Source organism: Legionella geestiana (assembly GCF_004571195.1).
Lineage (GTDB): Bacteria > Pseudomonadota > Gammaproteobacteria > Legionellales > Legionellaceae > Legionella_B > Legionella_B geestiana.
Genome location: NZ_CP038271.1, coordinates 2117082 through 2142599, shown reverse-complemented (window position 1 = coordinate 2142599; position 25518 = coordinate 2117082). Strand labels below are relative to the sequence as shown.

The following is a 25518-nucleotide window of genomic DNA, read 5'->3' as shown; positions in this document are numbered from 1 at the left end:
CGGCGTTTTTTTTATATTTCTGGAGTCGTGCATGTCTTTCCATACCCCTCTCGTGCTGCTGATTCTTGATGGCTGGGGCTACCGGGAAGACACTCAGGACAATGCCATTGCCGCGGCACGCACACCACAGTGGAATGCCTGGTGGCGTGATTGTCCGCATATGCTCCTTGAAGCCTCCGGTGAAGCCGTCGGATTGCCGGTGGGACAGATGGGTAACTCTGAAGTTGGACACATGCACATTGGTGCCGGACGTGTTATTCCCCAGGATTTTACCCGTATTAACGCCGCCATTGAAACGGGCGAATTTGCGAACAATCCCCTGTTACTGGAGACGCTTTCTTCCCTGAAAAAAAGCGGGCGCACACTGCACGTTTTGGGCCTGCTCTCTGACGGCGGCGTGCACAGCCATGAGAAGCACCTTTTTGCTTTCCTTGAACTTTGCGATAAATCCCAGTTTAACAAGGTCTGCCTGCACCTTTTCCTTGACGGGCGCGATACGCCGCCTCAAAGCGCTGAAGCAAGCCTTTCACGACTTGAAAGGGTTCTTGAGCAGCATCAAGTGGCCACCATTGCCTCCATCAGCGGGCGCTATTACGCAATGGACCGCGACAATCGCTGGGAGCGCGTTGAGCCTGTCTATCGCCTTCTGGTTTCTGGTGAAAGCCCGCATCACTTTGCCAGCGCTAAAGAGGCAGTTGCCACGTTTGCCGCGAAGGGCATCACCGATGAATTTGTGCCGCCTGCGCGGATTGGGGAAAAACATCCGATGATGGATGGCGATGCCGTTTTTTTCTTTAACTACCGCGCAGACCGCGCACGACAGCTTACACGCGCGCTCGTTGATGATCTCTTTAACGGGTTTACCCGCGAAAACATGCCCGCGCTCTCGCGCATGCTGACCATGACGAATTACGCACGCGATATCGTGGCTGATGCTGTTTTTCCGCCCTTAACGCTTCACAATACGCTTGGAGAAGTGCTTGCTGCCCGGGGATTGAGTCAGCTGCGTCTTGCTGAGACTGAAAAATACGCGCATGTCACCTGGTTTTTTAACGGCGGCAGTGAGCAGGTGTTTCCAAACGAAGACCGTATTCTCATCCCCTCGCCAAGAGTGGCAACGTATGACCTTAAGCCTGAAATGAGCGCCACTGAGCTGACCCATGTACTGGTACAGGCAATCAAAGACCGTACACATGATGTGATAATCTGTAACTATGCCAATGCCGACATGGTCGGGCACTCCGGTGATTTTGCCGCTACCGTTAAAGCCATTGAAAGCATCGATGCTGCGCTGCACGCAATTGGTAATGCGCTTGCGTGCGTTAAGGGCACACTGCTTATCACGGCCGACCACGGCAATGCCGAGAAAATGTTTGACCCCGCCACGAAGCAGGCGCATACAGCACACACTGAAGAGCCAGTCCCCTTCGTTTTTGTCGGCGAGGGCTGGCACTTCACAACTACACACGGCACACTGAGTGATATTGCGCCCACAGTCCTTACCCTGCTTGGCATTACCCCCCCTGCCGAGATGACCGGGCGAGTATTGATGCAGCCAGACACTTGCGGAGCGCACACATGAGAGCATGGCTCTTTGCAGCCTTTCTTGGCGTGACGCTGCCGGTAATGGGTGGCGGGCAGACTGTCAACGAGACGAAAACCCGGCTGCAGGCGCTGGAGCGGCAAATCAACTCGCTGACACAAACCCTCAACACAACCAAAGGCCAGCGCCAGAGTCTGAACGCAGAACTTGCCGCCACTGACCGCCAGATAACGGCAAGCCTCTCGCGCCTTAAAGCGCTGGAGCGCGAAGCGGCAACCCGCGCCGCCCGCATTGACGCGCTTAGAAAAAGCATCGCTCAACAAAACAGCACGCTTGAGGCCCATCTGCAGCAGGTGCGTCTGCACCTGAAAGCACGCCATCGACTGGGCACATCACAACCGCTTAAATGGCTTTTAAATGCCGAAGACCCGGGTCGTTTCGCACGCCTAATGGCCTATTACCACCATCTTTTGAAGGCACGCGAGCAGTCCATACAAGAAACCCGTACAGCACGTATGCGCTTGCAGGCACAGGAAAAAGATCTTACAGATACCCTGCGATTGCAGCAGGTGCAAAAGAGTGAGATGGAGCGCCGCCGCCAGGTGCTGGAGCTTGAACGTCAAAAGCGGCAGGTCGTGCTTGCAGCTCTCGAAAAAGACATTGCCGCCAAGGGTTCCAAGCTGCAGGAATTTCAAAAAAACCGCGAAAACCTGAGCCGCCTGCTTGCTACACTCAGCCGCCAGAGCAGCCAAAGACCGGCAACAGGCAAGCCCCTGCTCGTCATGAACGGCAAGTTGCCACTGCCGGTTAAAGTGGCTCGCAGTGCCATGGCGAATACCTATCAGGGCGTAACACTTTTTGCCGCCGAGGGGCAACCGGTCACTGCCGTTTCTTCAGGCAAAGTGGTTTTCAGCGACTGGTTAAACGGATATGGGATGCTGATTATTATCGATCACGGTCACGGCTTCATGACACTTTATGGCCACAATAAACTGCTCTACCGTCATCGGGGAGAACACGTGCAGACGGGTGACACCATTGCCGCCGTTGGCCATACAGGAGGGCTGCAAAAGAACGGTCTATACTTTGAAGTAAGAAAATACGGGAAGGCAATACCGCCACTCAAATGGTTGTCCTGATGCGCTCTGGCATTCATATTGCTTTGACACATACAAGATACCCGGGCAGGATGCCCTTTCAGGAGAACACCATGCACATGATTCCAAAATGCCAGAGTGCGCTTGCCACCAGTCTGCTGACCGTAACCCTGGTGTTTTCTCCTCACGCTTTTGCCGCCGCAGCAGATGAAGGCGCGGGACGCATCCCGATGGAGGATGTACAGCGTTTTTCCAATGCGCTTGGGCAAATCAAGAAGTATTATGTGAAACCAACCAGCGACAAGCAACTCTTTGACAGCGCCATTCGCGGCATGCTCAATGGCCTCGACCCTCACTCGTCCTATCTGGATGAAGAAGCCTTTAAAGAACTGCAAACGGCCACAAGCGGCGAGTTTGGAGGTCTTGGTCTTGAGGTCACCATGGAAGACGGCGTGGTCAAGGTGGTCACCCCACTGGTGGACACACCGGCCTTCAAGGCAGGCATAAAATCCGGCGACTACATCATCAAACTTGGCAACAAACCGGTACAGGGCATGACCCTCCAGGATGCGGTCAATCTCATGCGCGGCAAATCCGGCTCGACAGTGGATTTGACCATTCTTCGCAAAGGAGAGAGCAAGCCGCTGCAGTTTACGCTGGTACGGGAAGTCATTCAGGTCAAGAGCGTGAAAAGTGAACTGTTGGACAACCAGTATGGCTATATTCGCCTGAGCCAGTTCCAGGCCAACACCGGTAAGGACATGGAAAAAGCCATCGCTCAACTGCGCCAGCAGGCAGGCGGTCACCTGAAAGGCATGGTGCTTGACCTTCGCAACAACCCGGGCGGCCTGCTGGATACGGCCATTGAAGTTTCTGATGCCTTCCTTGATACCGACAAAAAAGGCAAGCAGGAAATGATTGTCTACACCGAAGGCAGACTGCCAGGCTCAAAATTCACGGCCTACGCCAACCCTGGCGACATGCTGGAGAAAGCGCCTCTCATCGTACTTATCAACAATGGCTCTGCTTCGGCGTCTGAAATTGTCGCGGGCGCTCTGAAGGACAACAAACGCGCCATCATTCTTGGTACCCAGAGTTTCGGAAAGGGGTCTGTACAAACCATCCTGCCACTTGATGACAAACGCGCCATCAAACTGACAACGGCTCTTTACTACACGCCATCAGGGGTTTCCATCCAGGCACGCGGTATTACACCGGATATCGTGGTTGAGGAGCTTGCCATTCCTAAAGCTGCTTCTAAAAACCCGCTTTCAGGTTTTACTGAAGCCGATTTGAGCGGCCACCTGGTCACAAAGGCAAGCCCCGAAGCCGAAAAAGCGGCCAAAACCTCTCAGGAAGATAATTCACTGCTGCATCAGGACTATCAGCTTTATGCCGCCCTCACCATTCTGAAGGGGCTCGCAGTCGCACAAAAATAAAATTTCTCAGGGTCTTTGACGGCTGTCAAGGACCCTGAACTGCACGAAAATCCAACGAACAGGCTATACTTCCAGTGATACTGCAGAAATGGAGAAAAGCATGGACTCCACCGTTATCGGGGATGATGCAGGCCAGAGGGATGCCTTACTGAAGTATTACCGCGATATCATTACGTGCCTGCCCAATTATGTGTACATTGTGGATGCGAATTGCCAGCTCACGGAAGCCAATACCGAGGTATTAAAGCTTCTGGGCGTCAGGAACGTGGCAGCTCTCAGCGGCAGTTTTTACGCGCGCCTCACTACTCACTCCTGCTTTTCCGAAGAGCGCATTGCAAGACTGCATCAGGACGATATTAATGCCCTTCTCGAAGGCAGGCGGGTCAGCAATGAGCAGGAAGCGCCCTTTGTTGACCGCGATGGCAATATCCTCTATTTCTCCTCCATCCGCACGCCCATTCGTAATGCAGAAGGCGTTGTGATTGCGCTTGTGGTTGTGCTCGTTGATATCAATGCGCAAAAAGCACTGGCGCAGCACCTTGAAGAACTGGCTTTGCAAAAAAAACGCATGAACGGTGAAGCACGCACACACGCCTTACCGCCTTCCGTGTATCGCGATCCGCAAAAACCGCCGAAAGTTCTCATCATCGAAGACAATGAAATGGCGCTTAAAGCGGTTCGGGCTACCCTCCTTCAGCTTGACTGTATTGTTGACACCGCAGATTCAGCACATGCTGCCGCGGCACAGTTTAAGCCCGGAAAATACGATTTTGTATTAATGGACATTGGCTTTGAGGACAATTCCGGGTACGTGATTGCTAAAAATCTGCGCAAAATTGAAGAAGGCACTAATTACCACGTGCCTATCATCGCGCTGACGGGCTTTGATGCGGAAATTGTCCGTGAAGACTGCCTCTACTATTCGATGGAAGGCGCCATCACGAAGCCGCTCAGCGCGCTGCAGGCAAAGCAAATCATCGGCCATTATGTCTATAACCGCGAAAACCTTATTGAAGGGTTAAAAAATTAGGGCGCAGTGTTTGCGCCCTGATGTGGCGCTTAAAATTTCCTGATTACCGAAAACCAAATTGCACTAGTGCAGCTTTTGACCATTTGGAACTGGTGGATTTACTCCGGCAAGGCACACATGCCCCTCTGCATCACTAAAGCCTACCAGTAGAAACTGGGAAACAAAGCCGGCGATGTTTTTCTCTCCAAGATTCACGCAGCCCATTATCTGGCGACCAACCAGTGACTCAGGTGTATAGTGATGTGTTACCTGTGCTGAAGTCTGCAAAATACCGATGACTTCTCCGAAATCCGCCCAGATTTTATAAGCGGGTTTTCGCGCCCGCTCAAAACGTTCTGCACGCACTATGGTGCCAGAACGCAAATCAACCTGCTCAAAGACATCATATCCGATAACCATACAGCCTCCAAAAACGCACTCATACCGCGCAAAGCGATTGCATTTACACGTACCTGTCATTACTATCAGGCGCATTGTAACCGACTGGATTATGAATGAAAACGCTGATTGTCATTCCCGCGCGCTTTGGTTCAACCCGACTGCCAGGCAAGCCGCTCGTGATGATTGGCGGCCAAAGCATGCTGTCTCGGGTCGTGCAACTTTGCCAGGAAGCGGCAAGCGGGCTTAAGGATGTCTCAATAGTTGTGGCAACCGATGACAGGCGCATCGGTGAGCATTGCGACCTTCTTGGCGTGGAATGGCAAATGACCGCCAAAGAGGCCCGAAGCGGCACGGACCGGGTCGCTGAGGTGGTCAGAAGTCGCGCCGACTCCGATGATTTTATCCTGAATATGCAGGGAGACGCCCCCCTGACGCCGCCTGATTTTCTGCGTGCAATGATGGATACGTTTGCCGAACATCCGACCGATGCCGTCACGCCCGTGGTACAGCTAAGCTGGGATGAGCTGGATACCCTGCGCGAAAATAAGCGCACCACCCCTTTTAGCGGTACGACTGCGGTATTTGATGTAACCGGGCGCGCCTTATGGTTCAGCAAAACGATAATTCCCGCCATCCGCGAGGAAGCGGCGCTGCGGGAGGCATCGTCCATGAGTCCTGTGTTTCGGCATATTGGTCTTTATGGCTTTGCACGAAAGACGCTCCTTGAGTATGTGAATCTGCCCGAAAGCCCCTATGAAAAGCTGGAGGGGCTTGAACAGCTTCGCCTGCTTGAAAACTGTTATACGCTGCGCTGCGTCCCGGTTGATTATAAGGGACGCCCCGGCATGTCAGGCGTTGACAGCCCGGATGATGTACAACGCGCACAAGCGCTTTTACAATCCGCCTCCGTTCGCAAAGAGAATTCCTGATGCATACTCGACTGTTAATTGCCCGGCATGGCAATACCTTTAACAAGGGCGAGGTGGTGCGCCGCGTTGGCAGCACCGACTTACCGCTGACAGAAGAGGGACTTTTACAGGGTGCGCGACTGGGGCTGTACCTCAAAACACATAACCTGATACCGGATGCCATCTTCACATCAGAACGCCTGCGCACCCGCCAGACCGCCATGGAAGCGCAAAAAATCATGCAGACTAACTGCCCCTTACAGACGCTCTCCATCTTTAATGAAATCGACTACGGCCCTGATGAAAACCAGCCGGAGGAGCGCGTTTTAGAGCGTATCGGCCGTGATGCGCTTGATGCCTGGGAGGCATCCGCCACAGCTCCACCCGGATGGCATGTCGAGCCGGAACGCATAATCAATGACTGGAAAGATTTTGCACAAAAAATGACTGAAACCCATACGGGGAAAACCGTTCTTGTCGTAACGAGCAATGGCATTGCCCGTTTTGCTCCGTGGCTCACTGACGATTTTGAATCGTTTTCCCATAAATTCGGTATTAAGGTTGCCACAGGTGCTTTGTGCATTTTTCAACATCAACCTCCGGGCAACCTATGGCAGTGCCTTTCCTGGAATCTAAAGCCATGAAAAATCATTAAGGATAGTCGGCTCGAGCGGTTTGCGGCATACTGTAGAAGTCACTGCTGACACTACGAATCAGGGAATGAACATGGGGCATGGATTACCGCTGATTACCACACTGGCCAGCGCACTTGGGCTTGCCCTGGTGATGGGGCTTATAGCGGTGCGCCTGAAACTGCCAACGCTTGTTGGCTATCTGCTGGCAGGCGTCATTCTCGGGCCTTTTACACCGGGTTTTGTAGCCAACGCTGAAATAGCGGCTGAACTCGCGGAAATTGGCGTCATGCTGCTGATGTTCGGTGTTGGTCTGCACTTTTCACTGGACGAGCTCCTTGAAACCCGCAAAATCGCGTTACCTGGCGCAATCTTACAGATTCTCGTTGCAACCTGCCTTGGAACACTGCTTGCCATGCTGTGGGGCTGGCCGCTCAGCAACGCGCTGGTGCTTGGGCTTGCGCTTTCGGTTGCGAGTACGGTCGTGCTTATTCGTGCCATGGAAGCGGAGGGACTCTTCGGCACCATGAACGCCCGTATTGCCGTTGGCTGGTTGATTATCGAAGACATCGCCATGGTGCTGGCACTGGTCTTCCTGCCGTTTCTCGCGCATTGGTTTCATGGCGAGGTTAGTGCCAACGGCCAAAGCCTCTGGGCCGTATTGGGAATAACCCTGCTTAAAGTATCCGCCTTCATTGCATTTATGCTGCTTGTCGGACGCTGGGCGCTTCCAAAACTGCTTGCCCTTGTCATCCGCACTGGTTCGAATGAACTCTTTACGCTCTGCATCATCACGGCAGCCGTCAGCATCGCTTTTGGCGCATCCCGCCTCTTTGGCATTTCCTTTGCGCTTGGCGCGTTCTTCTCAGGCATGATTATCCGTGAATCGGAATTCAGCCGCCGCGCTGCGGAAGAAACGCTCCCTTTCAGAGAAGCCTTTGCCGTCTTGTTTTTCGTCTCTGTCGGCATGCTTTTTAACCCCTGGATTTTCACCGAACACCCGCTGCGCGTCCTTGCGGTAACCGGCATTATCGTCATCGGCAAATCGATTGCCGCCACCCTTCTGGTTCTTGCTTTCCGCTACCCGCTGAGCACCGCCCTCACCATCTCGGTAAGCCTTGCACAGATTGGCGAATTCTCCTTTATTCTCGCAGCCCATGGCGTACAGTTAAATCTTTTGCCATTAGAAGGCCAGGAGTTGATTCTTGCCGGCGCCTTGATTTCAATTGCTATCAATCCGTTACTGTTCAGACTTATACGTTCTTCAAAAAAAGAGTAGCTTTCTCCGTCCAAAAGCCGCGATAATCCAGCCGTGTTTTTTTGGAGATAATCATGATCTCGACATGCGAACAGCCCTCATCCTCACAGCCTCAGCCGGTTGACTGTGCCATACTTTCCGCAATGACCGAAGAACTGGCAGTTTTAAAGGATAATTTAAAAACGCTGAAACGGGAAAGTTTTACGATTGGCGCGCTTTCTTTTGAGATTTTTGAGCTTGAGGGTTATCGGATATTACTGACACCGACGGGCGTGGGTACGGGATTTGCCACGATTATCACGACACTCGTGCATGCACATTTCAATCCACAATGCATGCTTTTCATGGGTACTGCTGGCGCCATTGAAAATGGGCTTGGCATTCGTGACATTATCCTTGTTGAATCGGCTTTTGAAGCCGAAGCGCAGGGCATGTTTACAGCACTTGCAAATACACCTTTTGAAAGCTGCCTCACACATCCCTTAACGGAGCAAAAAATTCTGCCGGTTTATTCTGCCCACAGGGATTTACTGGCCATCGCCGCAACCCTTAGCGCACCTGTCCATCGAGGGACGGTCGTCACGTCTAATGTCTTCCCGGCGCCCAAAGGCACTTTTCCTGCGCTGCGTGCATCCGGCGCACTCGCCATTGACATGGAAACCTCCGCATTTTACCAGGCGACCACTTTCCTGCAAATCCCGAGCCTTGCTATCCGTGTTGTAAGTAATAAACTCGATAACGAAGGCAATGACAAGGATATCGGTTCATCTGATATTCCGGGGAGCGTTCAGGTGGCGAGCGATTATGTCATGCAGCTTTTAAAAGCACTCCTGCAGCAGAAAAAGAGCGAGGCAGCGATACCCGCAAGCGAGAGCGCGTTAAGAATACTCACGTCTTAACGCGGCTTCAAGTGTAGGGTACTTAAAGCTAAAGCCCGCCTCGAGCAAACGTTTAGGCAGCACGCTCTGGCCTTTTAACAGCAGGTATTCACCCATCTCACCTAAAAGCGCTCTGATGAAAAAGGACGGTGTTTTCAACAGAAGCGGGCGCTTTAAAACCGCTGCAAAGGTTTTAGCGAATTCCTTTTGCGTGACGGGATTGGGCGATGTGAGGTTAAAAGGCCCGCTTGCTTCGGGATGCTCAAGAATAAAGCGCACGGCATTCACCACATCCTCGTGATGAATCCATGAAAGGCTCTGCTCCCCGCTTCCTAAAATGCTTCCAAGGCAGGCCTTATAGGGAAGCTCCAGTTTTTTGAGCATGCCCTTGCCCTTTTTTAATACCACCCCAAAACGCAGTGTTGTAACCGACATTCCGGCATCCGCTGCCGGCTTCAGCGCGTCCTGCCAGGCAAGTCCAATCTGCTTTAAAAAATCAGGCGAGCTGTCTGTCTGGACCGGAGAATTTTCATCAAATGAAACGGTGCTTTTATCCTCCGCACCGTAAATGCCTATGGCATTGGCACATAAAAACCGCGGAGTCGCCTTTTGGGCATTCAACCATGCAATGAGCCGCTGATTGGTCATGGTGCGTGAGGCAATCAATTCGTCTTTTACTGTCGCACTCCATCTTCTTGCACCAATGTTGGAACCACAGAGGTTGATAACGGCGTCATAGGGCAATGCATCATGCCCCGAGAGCGCGTCCCACGTAAGTGCCCGGACGCTTTGCGAAAAATGCTGCTGCAATCGTACCTGTGAGCGTCCCAGTACCGTCAACTGATGGTCTTTTGCAAGTGCATTCGTTAATTCTGTGCCGATAAAGCCGGAAGCGCCGGCAATTAACAGGTTCATCATGTGCTCTTCTGTATGAGTAGTACCATGAGTTTAGTGAACCTCGTTCTGTTGAATCAAGGGATTGTGAAAAACTTATCTCGTCATGGCGTTCCAATCCATCCTATACTGACAATATTCAATACCCGCAGGGACTAGTGATGGATATACAGTTTTTAGGAGCAACGCAAACCGTAACGGGATCAAAGTATCTGGTAAAGACTGAAAAAACGAGTGTGCTCGTTGACTGCGGGCTTTTTCAAGGCTTTAAAGAGCTTCGTCTGCGAAACTGGAATCCCCTGCCCATCCGTCCTGCAGACATTGAGTACGTGCTCCTGACCCATGCACACATCGACCACAGCGGCTATCTTCCCCTGCTGGTTAAGAACGGGTTTCATGGAAAAATCATCTGCACCAGTGCGACTTATGATTTATGCCGGATTTTGTTGCCTGACAGCGGCCATCTCCAGGAAGAAGAAGCGTTTTATGCCAATAAAAAGGGCTACTCGAAGCACCACCCCGCCCTGCCGCTTTATACCCGTGAGGAAGCCGAGAAATGTCTTGATTATTTTCATCCGCAGGAATGGCACACCCCATTCAAAATTCACGATAATTTTCATGCGTCTTTTCGTTATGCCGGACATATTCTTGGCGCCTCCTCGATTCTGCTGGAGCACCACGACAGCACCCTGCTGTTTTCAGGAGATATCGGGCGCATGCACGACCCGGTTATGAATCCGCCAGAGCCGCCATTTGAAGCCAGTTATCTCGTAATTGAATCCACCTATGGCAACCGCCTGCATGATTCAGAAGACCCCGAAACACAGCTGGGAGATATCATCAACCGCACAGTCAGGCGGCATGGTACCGTCTTAATTCCGGCCTTTGCCGTTGGCCGTACCCAGTCCCTGCTGTTTTATATTCAACAGTTAAAGGCTAAAAAACGCATCCCTGATATACCGGTTTTTGTGGACAGCCCAATGGCCACTAATGCCACCGAAATTTTTGCACGCCACCCGCGCGAAACGCGCTTAAACCCTGAACAATCGAGGGAAGTATGCGGCGTGGCTCAATATATTCGCTCAGTTGAAGAATCCATTGCACTGAACCAGAAAAAAGAACCCATGATTTTAATTTCCGCGAGCGGCATGGCCACCGGCGGACGTGTTATTCATCACATACGCAATCTGGCACCCAATCATAGAAACACCATTGTTTTCAGCGGCTTTCAAGCGGGCGGTACGCGTGGCGACAGGCTGGTTCGTGGCGAAAAAGAAGTGAAAATGTTTGGTCAGATGGTTCCTATTCGCGCTGAAGTCGTCCAGATGAAAAATGCATCTGCGCATATGGATCAGACGGAATTACTCCTGTGGCTGAGTCAGTTAAAAAAATCGCCTGAAACTATTTTTATCACTCATGGTGAAAAAGAATCCGCAGAAGCGCTTAAATCTAAAATCGAACAGCAGTTTCGCTGTAAATGCGTCATTCCCAATTATGAAGACAAGGAAACGTTAACCTGAGGGATTTTGTCAAAGCACCAGGGAGCGCCCTAAACCGCGCTTTGTTCTTCAAGGCCTCTGAGAAATTCGGCACTGTCTTTCTCGATGGCGTATTTTTTTTCCGCACTCATTTTGTCATAGGTTTTATACATGGCACTTAAGCGCTGATTAAACTGCAGTTTCTCACGGTTTCGTGACAAAAAATTCCAGTAAAGATAATTAAATGGACACGCACTCGAGCCGGTTTTTTCAAGCACGTTATAATGACAGTGTTTGCAGTAATCTGACATTTTATGGATATAACTGCCACCTGCGGCATACGGCTTACTGGCAAGATAGCCACCGTCAGCGAATAGAATCATGCCAGACACATTCGGCAGCTCCACCCACTCATAAGCATCAGCATACACTATCAGAAACCACGCATTGACCTGTGCCGGATCAATACCTGCAAGAAGCGCAAAATTGCCAAGCACCATCAGGCGCTGAATATGATGCGCATAGGCATTTTTCTGCGTCTCAGAAACACATTGCGCGAGGCAGTTCATCTTTGTATCTGCTGACCAGTAAAAATCAGGTAGATTGCGGGTGGCCGCAAAAAAATTCATCTCTCGATAGTGTGGCATTTTCAGCCAGTAAATGCCCCGAACATATTCGCGCCAGCCCATGATTTGACGAATAAACCCTTCAACTGCATTCAATGGCGCCCTGCCCTGAAAATACGCCTCCTGTACAGCACTGATGCATTCAAGCGGCAACAGCAGCCCGCAATTCAAATAAAAACTGATGTGAGCGTGGTACATCCATGGCTCGCCTTCCAGCATCGCATCCTGATAATCGCCAAAATGCACGAGCCTTTGCTCGATAAACACTTCCAGAACCTTCAACGCCTGTTCGCGCGTAACCGCAAAATAAAAGGGTCTCAGATGGCCAAAATGGTCTGAAAACCGGGCCTCTACCATTGCCATGACTTCTTCGGTGATGGCATCTGGTTCCAGAACATATGGCTTTGGAATCGCAAGTCGTTTGGAGGGCGGTTTTCGGTTTTCTGCATCATAATTCCATTGTCCGCCAATGGGCTTGTCACCCTCCATGAGAATGGAATATTTCCTGCGCATTTCCCGATAAAAATACTCCATGCGAAGTTGTTTACGGTCTTTTGCCCAGTCTGAAAATTCTTCAAGCGTACACAAAAAACTGTCATCAGGTCGTATATCAACGGGAATGCCGAAAGCGGCCTCCCACTGCATCATATCCTCAAGCACTCGGAATTCGCCGGGATGAGTGACCACAATGCGTGTAATCGTGTGACGCTTGAGTGCACGCTGAACCTCGGCTCTGAATGAACCCGCGTTATCCAGGTCATCAAGCCGCGTGTATTCGACCTGATATCCCTTAAGGCTCAGAGCGTGTGCAAAATGGCGCATCGCGGAAAAGAGAAAGGCAATCTTTTTTTGATGGTGCCTGACGTACGTAGCCTCTTCCATGACTTCACACATCAAGACCAAATCTTTTTCAGGATTAAAGTCCTTCAGGCTCGAAATCGATTCAGACAGTTGATTGCCAAGAACAAGGTGCAAACGTTTCATGCGCCGCCTTTTACATTCAGCATCCAGATGACCATGTTCAGATATGTCGCGAACAGAAGCCATAAAAAATAGGGAATCAAGACCAGATACAGTCTGCTCTCACGCGCCTTCAAGCGTAAAATGAGCCAGGCATTCAGGACAAGCATCACTGTCAGCAGGATGACTCCCAGGCCTGTCAGATGCAGATGAAAAAAAATCGGCGTCCACGCCCAGTTCAAAAGCATCTGTATCCAGAAGAGCGCATACTCTGGCCGATAGTGTTTTTGCTGCGATAACCACCAGCCTGTTCCGGCAAGAAGCAGGTATAAGAGCGTCCAGACAATGGAAAAAACAAAGCCCGGAGGGGTGAGCGATGATTTTGCGAGAGGCGCATACCATGAGGTAATGTTTGCCTGTGTTAAAAGGCCCGACAAAAAGCCCGCACACTGAAATAACGCTATCCACAAGAGCAGTGAAATCCATTTTCTGGCAGGCATGTTGTACCCTCTTTCTAGTGATGCATCAAGCTCGCGGGGTCCGATGATGATGCCGGCGAGGACTCGAGCGCTTTCAATTCCTGTTCAAGCAGACTCATCATGCTGCATTGCGAACCTTTAGCGGGTATGGTACCAGCATAATCAAGGGCTGTCTTTCCGAATTTATCGGCAATCAAAGGACTTGCGCCGGCCCGCACAAGCATCCTGAGTACATCCAGGTGCTGATTGATAACCGCCCAATGCAGTGCCGTGCGGTAACTGTGGGTCGTATCCTGATGATTAATAATTCCCGGACAATGCAGAAGAATGATGCGCGCTTCGAGACCATATCCCAAAGCCGCTGCCCGGCGCAGCGCCTGACTGGCCGTCGGGGGAGCAGTGTCGCCAATTCGTCTCAAACGTTCACAAGCCACGCGGTACTGTCTTTCTGAAACGAGCGCCGAGGGCCTGTCAAAAAAACCGAGCAAACGCGCTCCCAAACGGCCATTTGCTGCGGCAAAGGTTTTTTGATGCACCTTCTGCAGGTTGTCAACAAGAGTGGCGTCCCGTAAATCCCGATGCATTGCGTCATATTCAGCGCTTTCCAGCGGTTTAGGAGCAAAGAGACGTGAGGAAAACGCAAAAAGCCGTTCGCGCATTTCCGGCGCAGCATCAATAGACTGTTCGCGTACCGCCGTCAGCCACGAGGCTGAAAAATGCCTGTTTTTATATAAATACTGATAATACGGCAGCTTCCCTGAAGCTATCGCTTCAAGGGTGCTGCTAACACCGGTTACGCCAACGAGAGTCGATGGACAGGAAGCCATCAAATGACGAAAGTCGTTGTTGTTTAAGGCATGATAAAACGTAAAGACCGTGAATGTTGGGCTTAGTGTTTTGAATCTCTCAACCAGGTCATCGGTTACAGGGGGCATATACTCATCAAAATTTCCAATCAGAATCTGTAAGGGCTGCGAGGAGAGCGAGATATATTGACTGTATGCAAATAATGTCTCAGTAATGCCTTCATCTTTAAAGTAACACACCCCCCATGGCTGCTCGGGTTTTACGGAGGGTGTGAGTGCCTGAGATGGCATGGTTGCAATATGAGGCAATCCCCATTGCGCCTCCATAAAACCTGCCGTACTGACGCTCACTGAATCATCATCGAAATAGGGGTATACATGCATCTGGCTTGCTGCCAGAAAATGTACTACGTCCTCACTGATTTTCTTAATGTCTTCGAAAAAATACTGGTTGGAGTTACGCACAATCGCCATCCGGGTTTCGGGCATCACAACCCGTCTGATAAGTTCTCCAGAGGCTAATTTACAGGGATTGGCCTGGATAAACCCAATCACCGGCTCACCACGGGGGTCAAACGTATCCAGCGCGCAGATTTCAATTCTCACGCCTTCAATATCAACCACACCTTCTTCTGGCGAAGCGTATAAGGAGACATAATTAGGCATTCCCTCCCGGGAGCTCGTTAATATCAGGCGAACATCCGGATAATTTTGCCACACCATTACAGCGAGATCGCGCGCTATCTGACCTGCAAAAGCAAAATCTCCTTTAGCCGACGGGGCCGTACAATCTGCAAAAACAAGAATTACACCCGACATTGATTACTCTGACAAAATAAACGAAGCGCTCACTCTATCATGCCTGGCTTAAGCGCAAATTAAGTGTTGTCACTCTTCTAAGGCTCTGTAGCAAGATAAAGCGGCTGACGCATACCCTCTTCAGCCGCTCTATCTGCAGGTATTAAACTTAAACCATTATCTAACAGGTGTAGCTTTCAGGATTTTTGACCCTGAGCCATCGAGCTGTCCGAGTGCGTTAATATAAAGCGTTTGTGAACGCAGCACGCCGTTAATGACTGATGCAGGTGCCTGAAGCTCTGGATTGTTGATTAAAGGTTGAAAATTTAATCCTCCAGGAGCATCGAGGTTTGCAGATAACAGCTGTTGACCATTAGAAGGCTGCACAAAGGGTGCCGGGCAAAAGCCAGGAATATTCTGCTGGCAACCTACAAATTTGGAAAATCCGATAAACCCGGACAAGGTGTTTGCAACAACGAGCTTTCTGCCATGAACATTGAAGAGATCGTCCACAATCTGAATAGCTTCGAGCTGTCTGTCTTCTGCAGAAAGGTTAAGCGATACACTCTGTTTACCGGCAGAACCGTTCAGCTTGACGGGAACGGCAATGACGCTGCCAGTGTCAAAGTTGGTTGCATATAACACATTTTTCAGCTTGTCATAGTCAAGCCCGACCACCCCAAAGCCCCTGCCGCTTAATGGTGAACCGAGCAAAATATCTATCGGATTACCAGCAAGAAAGTTCGGGGAGCTTCCAGCATCGGTTCCAGCCCATAACGCGCCGTTCTTGCTGAAAAGGTTAATTTTCCAGACATTCCCCATTTGCGCATCAGCGAGATACAGGTTACCGAAACCATCGAGCGTCACCCCATCAACAAATCGCAGCACCGGGTTCGTGGTCTGGCCAATCGCCGGAAATAACTTTTTACAGGTATTGCTGGAATCGAGCGCACAATGACCACCGCCGGCAGGAACAACCCATACCCCGTTCATGTCCGTTGGATTTTGCGTTGTGTCAACGGATCTGAAGGAGACATACATGTTCGCAAGAGCATCCATGGTAACCCGAAAAGCCACATTGTTATTATCAATGGCTGCCGGGTCATCACTACCGATATCAAGGGTTGCATACAGTGAGGTCTTGCCCGCAGGAGTAATTTTAAAAATCTGACCTTTAGGCACAACCATGGTGACATAGATGTTACCCAGAATGTCACGGGTAGAACCGGCAACGTTACAGGTATGATTTCCGTTAGATACAGGGCAATTTGCTCTGGCAAATTCACTGTTTGTAGACATGTCCACCAGTGTTGAAAGGTTATAAAGCGGAGTGGTACTGTTTGCCTGGCTGAAAGAAGAACACACAGCTAACGCTGTAAACATCATGCTTTTTAATATTTTCATGATTCATCCCTGTTATCGAAGTGGTAAATCTTAATGTTTTCAATAAAATACAGAACAAGGCATTGAAACACCAAGAGATGTGTTGAGTGCATAAACGACGGCATATTCTCATGCACATGAATCAGAATAGACGAACACAGAAGCAGTTGCAAAGTAAGAAATAGATAAAAAATGCACCAAAAGAACGAATTCACTACAGAATCAGGCATTTCCTCTTGTCCACGGGACTTTATCGCTGACTCAAATCAACCCTGGCCAAGGGAGGAAGCACAATAAGCATGCCGATGGTTTTAAGAAGTTCCTGCGAATTAAGTTTTGCCATGCAGCAGCAGTACTATTAACGCTCATTCTTAACTTTTGCCAATAACTTCAGTTCTCGTTTCGCATCCAGCAAAACTTCTTTTTGTTCTTGAGGCAAGTGGCAACCCGCGCGGTTAATATAAAAATTTAGCATGGACATGGCAGACTGATACACAGAGCCTTTACGCTCGCTACTTTTAAGTGCCGAATCCCATAAGGCGGCTGCAATTTTTTTAGGGCAACTCCAGGTAAACAGTCCTTTTTCAATATCCAGCGAGTGACTGGTTTCCGTCACTTTTTTTGACCAGTGTTCAGGTTCCATGGTTTTTTCCCTTATAACGGCTCTACCCCAATTAAAGGAGCACTTTCCAAAAAAATAAAGTCATTCCCCCATAATTGGGAAATACCAAAAACATTTGGCTCATGGAAAGAAGAGTATCTCAATGAGTAAAACGAAACTGCGTAACGCGCAATACTCCATCAATCAATGCCTGAACGAGCTAAAGGGCTATTCGTATGCCAGCCTGGCCGACATGTTCCATATGCTTAATCGTTGCATCAACTTGGTTTTCAGGTTACTCACATTAATGGCCTAAAACCCAAACATGTTCACGTATTGGTAGAGTATTGGAAAAAACAGGACAAAAATCCGGCCACCATCAAAAATTACATGTCGAAACTTCGAAAAATCGCTGTCTTTCTGGATAAACCTCAGCTGGTGAAACCAGATAACGATGCTTATCAAATTGCCAGGCGAAGTTACATCCCGACTCAAAATAAAGCCGTTTATCACATCGAGTTATCCAAATGTACCGATCCCATGATCAGCTTGTCGCTTGAAGCACAGGCCTTGTTGGGATTGCGCCGAGAGGAATCAATGAAACTTGTGCTCAGCGAGGCATAGGCTGGTGACAGTTTGAAAATCAAACCAAGCTGGACAAAGGTTGGATTGGCCGCAAGATTCAGCTCACCAATGATTAGCAACGCCGATGGTTAGAAAAAGCCTGTGGTCAGGTGTCTGCCAATCAATCCTTGATTCCCAAAAACAGAACCTACAAACAGCATCTGAGGCGTTATCAAGTGCAAACGAAACAGATGGGTTTTAGTAAATGCCATGGATTACGTCATGCTTATGTGCAACGGCGATACCATGAGCTTACACGTCAATTTGATTCGCTGGGAAAAGGATGGGTTTCCCCTCTTGCCGGGGGCACACCCAAAAAGTTATTGATTAATGCTGAACGAGTAATAGATCGCAAGTCTCGCTAGATAATCAGTTGCGAACTGGGGCACTCAAGGTTGGCCATCACATCAATATATTGTGGTTAATAAGTGATTTTTTTCACATATAATAAACTGAAAATATGAAAGCCATGATTTTGAGTTTCATTTATTTTCGTGTGTTATCACATATCTAACGACGTTGTTTTCCGTTGAGACTCAAATAATGCAAAATTATCACGCGGCAAGGACAAGGCTCGTTCCATTGGTAGTCTCAATGCGGTAAAACACATATCAAAAGCATGGTTAAAACACTTTGGAACCGATATTTGAATTGTTAAATTAATTTGAATTTTTTCATGTTGTTCGCAATTTTCCTCTTGACCAAAGAAAGTTGCCTGCGTTTTTGATACCGCAGGTATTTCAATATCAGATGACAGATAACCGATGGATCTCATAGCAACGCTATACGGATCTATATCGTTATTATTGATGTAATTCGCCAGTTCATCACGTTCAGTATTTTCAATACCTTGTATCGTTACTAAACCGACAAGCCCGGGCACCAAACTGAGAAGTGAGCCAGGAACGTTAGCATCCGAAAAAATGATTTTTAGTATTTGAATGATATTTGTACTAACATATTTTTGAAGACTGTAATCGGATAAGCGGTATATAGGTACTTCTACTGCTTGCATTTTTTCTTTCAAATCTTCGATATTGGCAGCCACAATCTTCTCCTTTAATTGTTGATGCAGCTTAGATAGGTCCGGGGCACTGGAACAAAATTCAGGGAAAATAAGAGCTATTCCCATCTTGTTAGTCTAATCACCTTGCTCTCAGAATGGCTTATCCACAAGTCCATAGGCCAGGAGAGCTTTCATTGTCTCGGATAGGCCTGTTGACCCTGTGGGTAAGCCATGACACACGGAGCTCATGTTTTTTTACGGTGTTGAAAATACATGTCCGCTGGTGTGAAATATCTGAAGGACTGGTGCGGTCTTCGGTGGTTATAATAATCAAAGTATTCACATAATGCCAGCTCAACTTCTTCAATTGACTCAAAAGAATATCGATAGAGTTTTTCTTGTTTAACACTACGCCATAAACGCTCTATAAAAATATTATCAAGGTAGCGACCTCGCCCATCCATACTGATGGAGATCCTGTGGGTTTTTAGCGTGTTTATCCAGTCACTTGAGGTGAATTGTGACCCTTGATCAGTGTTGAAGATTTCACATCGTCCTTTCAGCAAAGCATTTCTAAGTGCTTCTACACAGAATTCAGCCTCAAGCGTTGGTGAAACGGCCCATTGAACCACATAGCGGCTATACCAATCCATAATGGCGAGCAAATAGACGTGACCGCCTTTCATCCTGACGTATGTGATATCCGCCGCCCATACTTGATCGGGTTTTGTGATATCGATATCTCGCAATAAATAGGGGTACACGGTGTGCTCTTTATTGGGTACGCTTGTATTTGGCTTTGGGTAGACGGTTTCTAACCCCATGACCTCCATGAGTCTCTTGATACGACGTCTACCAACAGTATAACCAACCTCTTTTGATAGCCATTGTGCGCGCTTAATTTTGCCTTCACAGGGATATTGGAGATAATGCTCGTCAAGCAGCGTCATTAATCGCTCATCTTCTGCTGATATGGAAGACGCCTTGTAATAGTAACTGGAAACGCTCAATCCGAGTAGCATGCACTGCTCTCGGATCGTTATTTCAGCGCTGCTATCGATGAGTCTGCGTTTTTCATCCAGGCTCAGATGGAAATTTTTTTTTTAACCAGGACAATTGTGCCTGGAGCCGACCAATTTCCTCATATAAGGCATCGATAAGTTCTGTTTGTGTTTTTTTATCTTTGTCGCGAGTGTTGGAAAACACGTCAGATATCGCTTGCAATGCCGTTTGCTTCCAGGCTTTAATTTGGGTAGCATGCACGCCGTACTCGCTGGTTAACTGGGCCTGGGTCAATTTCCCCTCAATGGCAGCAAGTGCAATCTTTGATTTTTTTGATGCAGTGTAATAATTTACGCCGTGTGCAACTTTTAATGGATAAGAGAGTGGATGCTTGAAAGGCACAGCATAATTTTGTAAGTTCTTGATTTTCCGACGATCCAGGACTACAAGGAGTATGCTGTGCCGGTTGAGGATTTTATCATTAGTACTTTTTGTTTGATAGATTCCCTTTACAAAAAGGCCGTTATCACAAAGTTGAGAACCCGAGGCTTTGCACCCAGGCTCTCCGATCCCGAGGTGATCACGATAGAGCTGGTTGGCGAGTTTCTCGGGCTTGATACCGATAAGGCAATTTGGTCATATTTCAAGCGACACTGGCAGAATTGGTTTCCCGGGCTTGGAGACAGGACGAGCTTCGCCAGGCAATCAGCCAAGTTGTGGGCCGTTAAGCAAAGCATTCAAAAATTGCTGGCCGGGAAACTGGGTACCTTCAATGACTCACTCCATATGTCTGACGGATTTCCTTTGCCAATTTGTCACTTCAGGCGCGCTAACTTTTCCCGGTTGTTCTCAGAGGCCGCCGCTTATGGCTACTGCGCCTCAAAAAATGAGCGCTATTATGGGTTCAAGGGCAATCTGTTGATTGACTCACAAGGCGTCATTACCGCCATAACCGTCACACAGGCAAACATTGATGAACGAGAGTCCGTCTGGGATAATCTCGACAACGTACAGGGCATGATTATTGCTGATAAGGGATTGATAGGCCAAGATTTTCAGGAACAAATCCGACAACATACGAATGTTACCCTGCAAACGCCTCTGCGCTCCAATATGACAGACCCACGCGGCTCAGATTTTAGCAAGTGGCTCGTATCTACCCGCAGATTGGTTGAAACGGTGATTGGGCAACTGACAGAGCGCTTTCATATTCAAAAAGTCAGGGCTCGCGACCTCTGGCACCTGACCAGCAGAATCGGACGAAAAACCTTGGCGCATACAATTGGATGCTTTCTTAATCACAAGCGAGGGGCAAAATTAACCCAGTTTGATGGACTTGTCGCCCCGTTGTAAGTTGCACACGGCGTTAATTTCGCTTTTTGGTCATCCTATTCTCCTCTTATAATAGAAGAATAGCTCTTAAAAATACCTTTTTTTCGTCCAAAAATCCGCGCCTATATCAGATTTCGCCTGGCACTTGTTTAAAGAATGCTATGGCAATGCAATACCGGATAATTTGATGTGCTATTTTGATTGTGAGGCCTTTGCCCGGGATCTGTTTATCAATGATTATTGTTCGGTGGATGTGGATGGACGGACTTGTGTGTTTTCCAGGTACTAAGCCTATGATTCAGAGGCTTTTTTATCTGCTATGTTGCAGTGTTCTGGTTATAGAGCTATTTTAATAAATTGGAATTATGGCGCTATCTTCCCGTAAAAAGTCAACCCTAATAGGGTCGATATCAGGATTGAGGTTAGGGGCTAAAGTATCTAAAAGATTTTTGTCATGACTTATAATACAAGAGCAATATGATGCTCCTATTAATTGCAGGCTATCGGTGAATCTATCTTCTCTGGGTTTGGTATGGTTTTTAATGATTAAGTAATTCAGATAAAATTGCGAATAAAGGCTAGTTCGTAATGCCCTGTATGAATTTAATTTTTTGAGAAGATTATTGGCTTGGTCTTGCGGCAATTGTATTCCAGTTAGCTCTTTTAACCATATTTGCAATATAGAGATATTGCTTACAATTTCTTTAAGGCAGTGTTGCAAATAATCAGAAAATACTAAACCGCGATTTTGTTTAACCTGATTTGGACTCCATAACTTTTCTCTACAGTCATCCCAAAAAAACTGTCTTCCAGCCATGAACTCTTCATGTATAGTGCTAAAAATACCTGATGAAAAATCTTTGAGCCGTTGGGTTAAAACCTCTTTTGAATAATATTCCAATAACCCCGCAATTGGAGAGCCATGAAGGAAGCTGTCTAATTCATTGGCATAAAGCCTCTCCCTTTGGCAACTATACATCGGATTTAACCGATATAGCCAGCTAAATAGTTTTGCTCCCGTATCAGGCTTGCTTGTAGTAAAAGTCCGGCCTAATTCGTAAATCGTATCCATACCTACTACAGGAATAAGGTTATTGGCTGCCAAACTTTGATTGCATATTCCCGGCTCTATGTTATTTTCATAAAGCCAGTTGATGGCTGATGTTTCTATAAATGCAGTTTTCAATCTACTCTCTCCATGAAAGCCAGTTCACTGCACTTTTAGAAACAGGTACCAAAATTGGTACCAAGATTAGATTTTTATTTATTTATATGGAGATTTTCTTGTTAACTATATGATTTTAAGAGGATTTAATTGGTCGGGACGGTAGGATTTGAACCTACGACCACTAGCACCCCATTCTAATAAATGCCCTTATCAATCACTATCATTTAATATCAATCATCAACTGTAACTCATTGTAATTGAATAAAATAATGCTGATGCTATACTTCAATTGTTATCAAATAATTTCATAAGAGAACATGCGAAAGTACACCTGATAGTACACCTGGTTGGGAGCAAATGGCAATGGAACGATACTTTACTGATGCTTATATCAAAGCCTTGAAAACAAAGTCTGTGCGTTATGAAGAGTTCAGGGATGGGGGATTTGGTATCCGCGTTACGCCCAAGGGATTAAAGACTTGGCTGTACCGATACAGGATAGATGGTCAGCGTTATTTTATCACTTTGGGCCATTACCCGGCTGTTAGCCTGTCTGCTGCCAAAAAGCAATTTATCGAATTGAGTGACATGCGCAAGGAAGGGATTAATCCGCAAGATCACCTGCATGAAAAAAAGCTACAGGAACATAATACTGTAAAAAATTTGGTCTTGAACTGGTATTCCAATTACATAGAAAAACATCGGGCACAGCCTCAGCAAATCAGGCAACAGATTGATGCCGATATCATTCCTCTGTTGGGTGATCGGGAAATTGAAACACTGAAAACACGCGATATCACCCATGCGCTGGATAAAATTGTCAAACGCGGCTCACCGGTTCATGCCAATAAAGTTTTATCGACTTTAAAACAAGCGTTTAACTATGCTGTGAGTCGGGGAGAAATGGCTGTAAACCCTGCCGCCAATATACGTGCAAGAGACATTGGTGGGCTTGAAAAACCGCGCGACCGTTACCTGAGCCTGAATGAGATTAAACAATTATGGTTGTTTTTGGATAGCAATCAAAGTGCCATTTCATTACCCATAAAAATCGCCCTGAAAATATTATTGCTTACCGGGGTTCGTTTTGGCGAATTGCACGCAGCCAAATGGTGTGAATTTGATTTTGGCAATTCGTTATGGACAATTCCGGCGCACAACACCAAAACCGGTATTATCATGCGTGTTCACCTGACGGATCTGGTTAAATCCTTGCTTAAAGAGCTGCAAAGTTGCAGCGAAGGCGAATTTGTCATAAGTGGTGCCGACGGCATAAGCGCATTGAGCGATAAGGCATTACCTCGTGCTGTAAACCGAATTCAGGATCGTTTGAATATACCTCATTGGACAGCGCACGATTTACGTCGGACATTCGCTACCCAAATGGGAGAAACGTTGAATATTGATCCCGTTGTTATTGAAAAATGTCTGGGCCACAAAATGCCTAAAATAATGGCAACGTATAATAAGAATGAAATGCTGCCCCAACGGAAAGAAGCACTTAATCAATGGGGGCAGTTTATTAAGGATTTGTTGAAAAATGAAAGAGTAGTGGATTGTGCCGAACACAAATAATACAATCCAGGCATTAAAAATTATGGCGACACCTAATCAGCTTACAAGCGAGAATAATCGATGATGATTGACAGGCTCATAATGCAACCTGAAGGCAAAACACTCGAATTCAAACGCGATCTGTCTTCGCCAAAACCATTGCTGAAATCTATTGTAGCCTTCGCTAATACTGCTGGCGGTCGGCTCATTATCGGAGTAGACGATAAACAAAAAATTACCGGGGTGGAACAACCATTGGATGAAGAAGAACGCCTTTGCAATCTCATCGCCGATTCAATTTCTCCGCGCTTGGTACCCAATATAGAATTAATGACCATTGAAGGAAAAACGATATTGCTTGTTGAAGTATTTGTCAGCAGTACACGCCCTCATTGGTTCAATGCAGATGGTATGGAGCATGGCGTATATGTCAGGCTGGGGTCAACAAATCGTCAGGCAGATTGTGAATTAATTGCTGAATTGCGCCGCCGAATGGAAGGCGTCATTTTTGATGAGATGCCGATGCCGGATCTTTCCTTCGATGATATCGACTTGGCAAAAGCCCAAGCGCTTTTCACAGGGATCTGCACTTTGAACGAACAAACTCTTCTAACCCTGAAGCTTGTTACGCACCATCAGGGTCGGCTCGTGCCCACAAAAGGAGCCATTTTATTATTTGGCAAAAATCGCAGGGCACAATTTCCAGATGCCTGGATACAATGCGGTCGATTCATTGGTCAGGACAAGTCCAAAATTTTTGATCATCTTGATATACATGATTATCTTCCGGATGCTGTGGAAAGCATCATGCTTTTTCTAAAAAAACATGCCATGCGAGGCGCTGATTTTACTGAAATTTACAGGAAGGATGTGTGGAACATCCCGCTTCTAATCCTCCGTGAAGTAATTATCAATGCACTGATTCATACCGACTACTCACAGCGAGGGGCACCAATTCGTGTCTCCTTTTTTGATGATCGTATTGAAATCGAAAATCCCGGCATACTTCTACCCGGCATAACTATTGAAGACATTCGTCAGGGTGTCTCCAAAATCAGAAACCATGTGATTGCAAGAGTATTTCGTGAGCTTAACCTGATCGAGCAATGGGGAAGTGGTGTAAGCCGCATCTTCACCGAAGCCAAAGAGCAAAATTTACCAGAACCTGAAATTATTGAAATAGGGATGCGAATGCGCTTTATAGTACCGTTGGCGCAACCAATAAATATGCAAACAAAACATGATATCGAAGATGAGCTTTCACATGAACGGCTAGAGTCACGGCTAGAGTCACGGCTAGAGTCAAAACTTGCTGCCAGGGTCATGCTGGTGCTCCACAAAGGAGATGCTGGCAAGTCTCAAATCGCCAAGGCGCTGGGACATAAAATGGTATCTGGTGAATTAAATAAACAAATCAAGCAATTGATAACACTTCAGATGATTGAAATGACGTTACCTGATACGCCCAACAGCCGATTACAAAAATATCGATTAACCGAAATGGGGAAAGAGCTGATGAAACTTGATCAAGAAACCCGATAACGTTTTATGGCAGGCAGTTACCACCAGCTATTCCTCAAGCGCTCATCAAACCATGGAAGTATCTAAAATATCCATAATCAAGCGCATCTCGGGCAGTCT

At 47.7% G+C, this 25518-nt stretch carries 23 protein-coding genes and 2 pseudogenes; 14 read left to right on the top strand and 11 right to left on the bottom strand.

The window, feature by feature from the left end; all coding sequences use genetic code 11:
- Positions 1-31 precede the first annotated feature (31 nt).
- From gpmI to E4T54_RS09605, 4 genes are all read left to right on the top strand, one after another.
- Positions 32-1582: a 2,3-bisphosphoglycerate-independent phosphoglycerate mutase gene (gene gpmI / locus E4T54_RS09620; protein WP_028386752.1), complete on the top strand. Its 1551-nt coding sequence runs from the start codon at positions 32-34 to the stop codon at positions 1580-1582.
- A complete protein-coding gene (locus E4T54_RS09615; RefSeq protein WP_051550956.1) occupies positions 1579-2682 on the top strand; it encodes a murein hydrolase activator EnvC family protein in 1104 nt (367 codons plus the stop codon). Before gpmI ends, E4T54_RS09615 begins: the two co-directional genes overlap by 4 nt.
- Before the next feature lie 71 nt (positions 2683-2753).
- Positions 2754-4079, top strand: coding sequence for a S41 family peptidase (locus tag E4T54_RS09610; protein WP_115152879.1), 1326 nt, complete (start codon positions 2754-2756; stop codon positions 4077-4079).
- A gap of 100 nt (positions 4080-4179) precedes the next feature.
- Positions 4180-5109 carry a response regulator gene (locus E4T54_RS09605; protein WP_051550957.1) on the top strand — a complete coding sequence of 310 codons (930 nt, stop codon included), beginning with the start codon at positions 4180-4182 and terminating at the stop codon, positions 5107-5109.
- A 63-nt stretch (positions 5110-5172) separates the two neighbouring features.
- Here E4T54_RS09605 and E4T54_RS09600 read toward each other — a convergent pair whose 3' ends face one another.
- The gene (locus tag E4T54_RS09600; RefSeq protein WP_028386756.1) at positions 5173-5508 is read right to left on the bottom strand and encodes a tRNA-binding protein; all 336 of its coding nucleotides are present in this window, start codon (positions 5506-5508) and stop codon (positions 5173-5175) included.
- 95 nt (positions 5509-5603) lie between these two features.
- Here E4T54_RS09600 and E4T54_RS09595 point away from each other — a divergent pair, with 95 nt between their 5' ends.
- The 4 genes from E4T54_RS09595 (at position 5604) to E4T54_RS09580 (ending at position 9187) form a co-directional block, all read left to right on the top strand.
- Entirely contained in the window at positions 5604-6419 is an 816-nt protein-coding gene (locus tag E4T54_RS09595; protein ID WP_028386757.1) for a 3-deoxy-manno-octulosonate cytidylyltransferase, read from the top strand.
- Positions 6419-7042, top strand: coding sequence for a histidine phosphatase family protein (locus tag E4T54_RS09590; RefSeq protein ID WP_028386758.1), 624 nt, complete (start codon positions 6419-6421; stop codon positions 7040-7042). Before E4T54_RS09595 ends, E4T54_RS09590 begins: the two co-directional genes overlap by 1 nt.
- Before the next feature lie 82 nt (positions 7043-7124).
- Entirely contained in the window at positions 7125-8309 is a 1185-nt protein-coding gene (locus tag E4T54_RS09585; RefSeq protein WP_081776774.1) for a cation:proton antiporter domain-containing protein, read from the top strand.
- Positions 8310-8362: 53 nt separating this feature from the next.
- On the top strand, positions 8363-9187 hold the full coding sequence (locus E4T54_RS09580; RefSeq protein WP_028386759.1) for a 5'-methylthioadenosine/S-adenosylhomocysteine nucleosidase family protein: 825 nt from the start codon (positions 8363-8365) through the stop codon (positions 9185-9187).
- Here E4T54_RS09580 and E4T54_RS09575 read toward each other — a convergent pair.
- Positions 9167-10084 carry a TIGR01777 family oxidoreductase gene (locus E4T54_RS09575; protein WP_238582778.1) on the bottom strand — a complete coding sequence of 306 codons (918 nt, stop codon included), beginning with the start codon at positions 10082-10084 and terminating at the stop codon, positions 9167-9169. The two genes, E4T54_RS09580 and E4T54_RS09575, sit on opposite strands and share 21 nt — an antisense overlap.
- Positions 10085-10221: 137 nt before the next feature.
- Here E4T54_RS09575 and E4T54_RS09570 point away from each other — a divergent pair, with 137 nt between their 5' ends.
- Positions 10222-11580, top strand: a complete 1359-nt coding sequence (locus E4T54_RS09570; protein WP_028386761.1) for an MBL fold metallo-hydrolase — start codon at positions 10222-10224, stop codon at positions 11578-11580.
- Positions 11581-11609: 29 nt separating this feature from the next.
- Here E4T54_RS09570 and E4T54_RS09565 read toward each other — a convergent pair whose 3' ends face one another.
- The 5 genes from E4T54_RS09565 to E4T54_RS09545 all read right to left on the bottom strand — a co-directional run bounded on the left by E4T54_RS09565 (position 11610) and on the right by E4T54_RS09545 (position 17233).
- A complete protein-coding gene (locus E4T54_RS09565) occupies positions 11610-13148 on the bottom strand; it encodes a cryptochrome/photolyase family protein (RefSeq protein WP_028386762.1) in 1539 nt (512 codons plus the stop codon).
- Entirely contained in the window at positions 13145-13624 is a 480-nt protein-coding gene (locus tag E4T54_RS09560) for a TspO/MBR family protein (RefSeq protein WP_028386763.1), read from the bottom strand. The genes E4T54_RS09565 and E4T54_RS09560 overlap by 4 nt, the downstream gene beginning before the upstream one ends.
- Positions 13625-13638: 14 nt before the next feature.
- Complete coding sequence (locus tag E4T54_RS09555; protein ID WP_162261970.1) at positions 13639-15075, bottom strand: ankyrin repeat domain-containing protein; 1437 nt, start codon at positions 15073-15075, stop codon at positions 13639-13641.
- Positions 15076-15384: 309 nt separating this feature from the next.
- Positions 15385-16611, bottom strand: a complete 1227-nt coding sequence (locus tag E4T54_RS09550; protein ID WP_028386765.1) for a hypothetical protein — start codon at positions 16609-16611, stop codon at positions 15385-15387.
- A gap of 337 nt (positions 16612-16948) precedes the next feature.
- Positions 16949-17233 (bottom strand): DUF3175 domain-containing protein, encoded by a 285-nt coding sequence (locus E4T54_RS09545; RefSeq protein WP_035902760.1) that lies wholly within the window; start codon positions 17231-17233, stop codon positions 16949-16951.
- A 121-nt stretch (positions 17234-17354) separates the two neighbouring features.
- Between E4T54_RS09545 and E4T54_RS09540 the strand changes: the two are divergent.
- Positions 17355-18180, top strand: a pseudogene (locus E4T54_RS09540) (phage integrase N-terminal domain-containing protein).
- A 137-nt stretch (positions 18181-18317) separates the two neighbouring features.
- On the opposite strand, the gene E4T54_RS09535 reads toward E4T54_RS09540, so the two are convergent.
- From E4T54_RS09535 to E4T54_RS09525, 3 genes are all read right to left on the bottom strand, one after another.
- On the bottom strand, positions 18318-18863 hold the full coding sequence (locus E4T54_RS09535) for a hypothetical protein (RefSeq protein WP_131793738.1): 546 nt from the start codon (positions 18861-18863) through the stop codon (positions 18318-18320).
- Positions 18864-19066: 203 nt separating this feature from the next.
- Positions 19067-19858 carry an IS3 family transposase gene (locus E4T54_RS09530; protein WP_238582805.1) on the bottom strand — a complete coding sequence of 264 codons (792 nt, stop codon included), beginning with the start codon at positions 19856-19858 and terminating at the stop codon, positions 19067-19069.
- 37 nt (positions 19859-19895) lie between these two features.
- Positions 19896-20225, bottom strand: coding sequence for a hypothetical protein (locus E4T54_RS09525; protein WP_115152842.1), 330 nt, complete (start codon positions 20223-20225; stop codon positions 19896-19898).
- A gap of 57 nt (positions 20226-20282) precedes the next feature.
- On the opposite strand from E4T54_RS09525, the gene E4T54_RS09520 reads away from it, so the two are divergent.
- Positions 20283-21176: an IS982 family transposase gene (locus tag E4T54_RS09520; RefSeq protein ID WP_058387092.1), complete on the top strand. Its 894-nt coding sequence runs from the start codon at positions 20283-20285 to the stop codon at positions 21174-21176.
- A gap of 109 nt (positions 21177-21285) precedes the next feature.
- A pseudogene (locus tag E4T54_RS09515) lies at positions 21286-21444 on the top strand (antirestriction protein ArdA); the annotation flags it as partial.
- Between the two features lie 60 nt (positions 21445-21504).
- Here E4T54_RS09515 and E4T54_RS09510 read toward each other — a convergent pair.
- Positions 21505-22341, bottom strand: a complete 837-nt coding sequence (locus tag E4T54_RS09510; protein ID WP_028386439.1) for a hypothetical protein — start codon at positions 22339-22341, stop codon at positions 21505-21507.
- A gap of 345 nt (positions 22342-22686) precedes the next feature.
- Here E4T54_RS09510 and E4T54_RS09505 point away from each other — a divergent pair, with 345 nt between their 5' ends.
- Both E4T54_RS09505 and E4T54_RS09500 read left to right on the top strand, forming a co-directional pair.
- Entirely contained in the window at positions 22687-23898 is a 1212-nt protein-coding gene (locus E4T54_RS09505; protein WP_058387000.1) for a tyrosine-type recombinase/integrase, read from the top strand.
- A 60-nt stretch (positions 23899-23958) separates the two neighbouring features.
- Entirely contained in the window at positions 23959-25419 is a 1461-nt protein-coding gene (locus E4T54_RS09500; RefSeq protein WP_238582770.1) for an AlbA family DNA-binding domain-containing protein, read from the top strand.
- Positions 25420-25518: the final 99 nt, after the last annotated feature.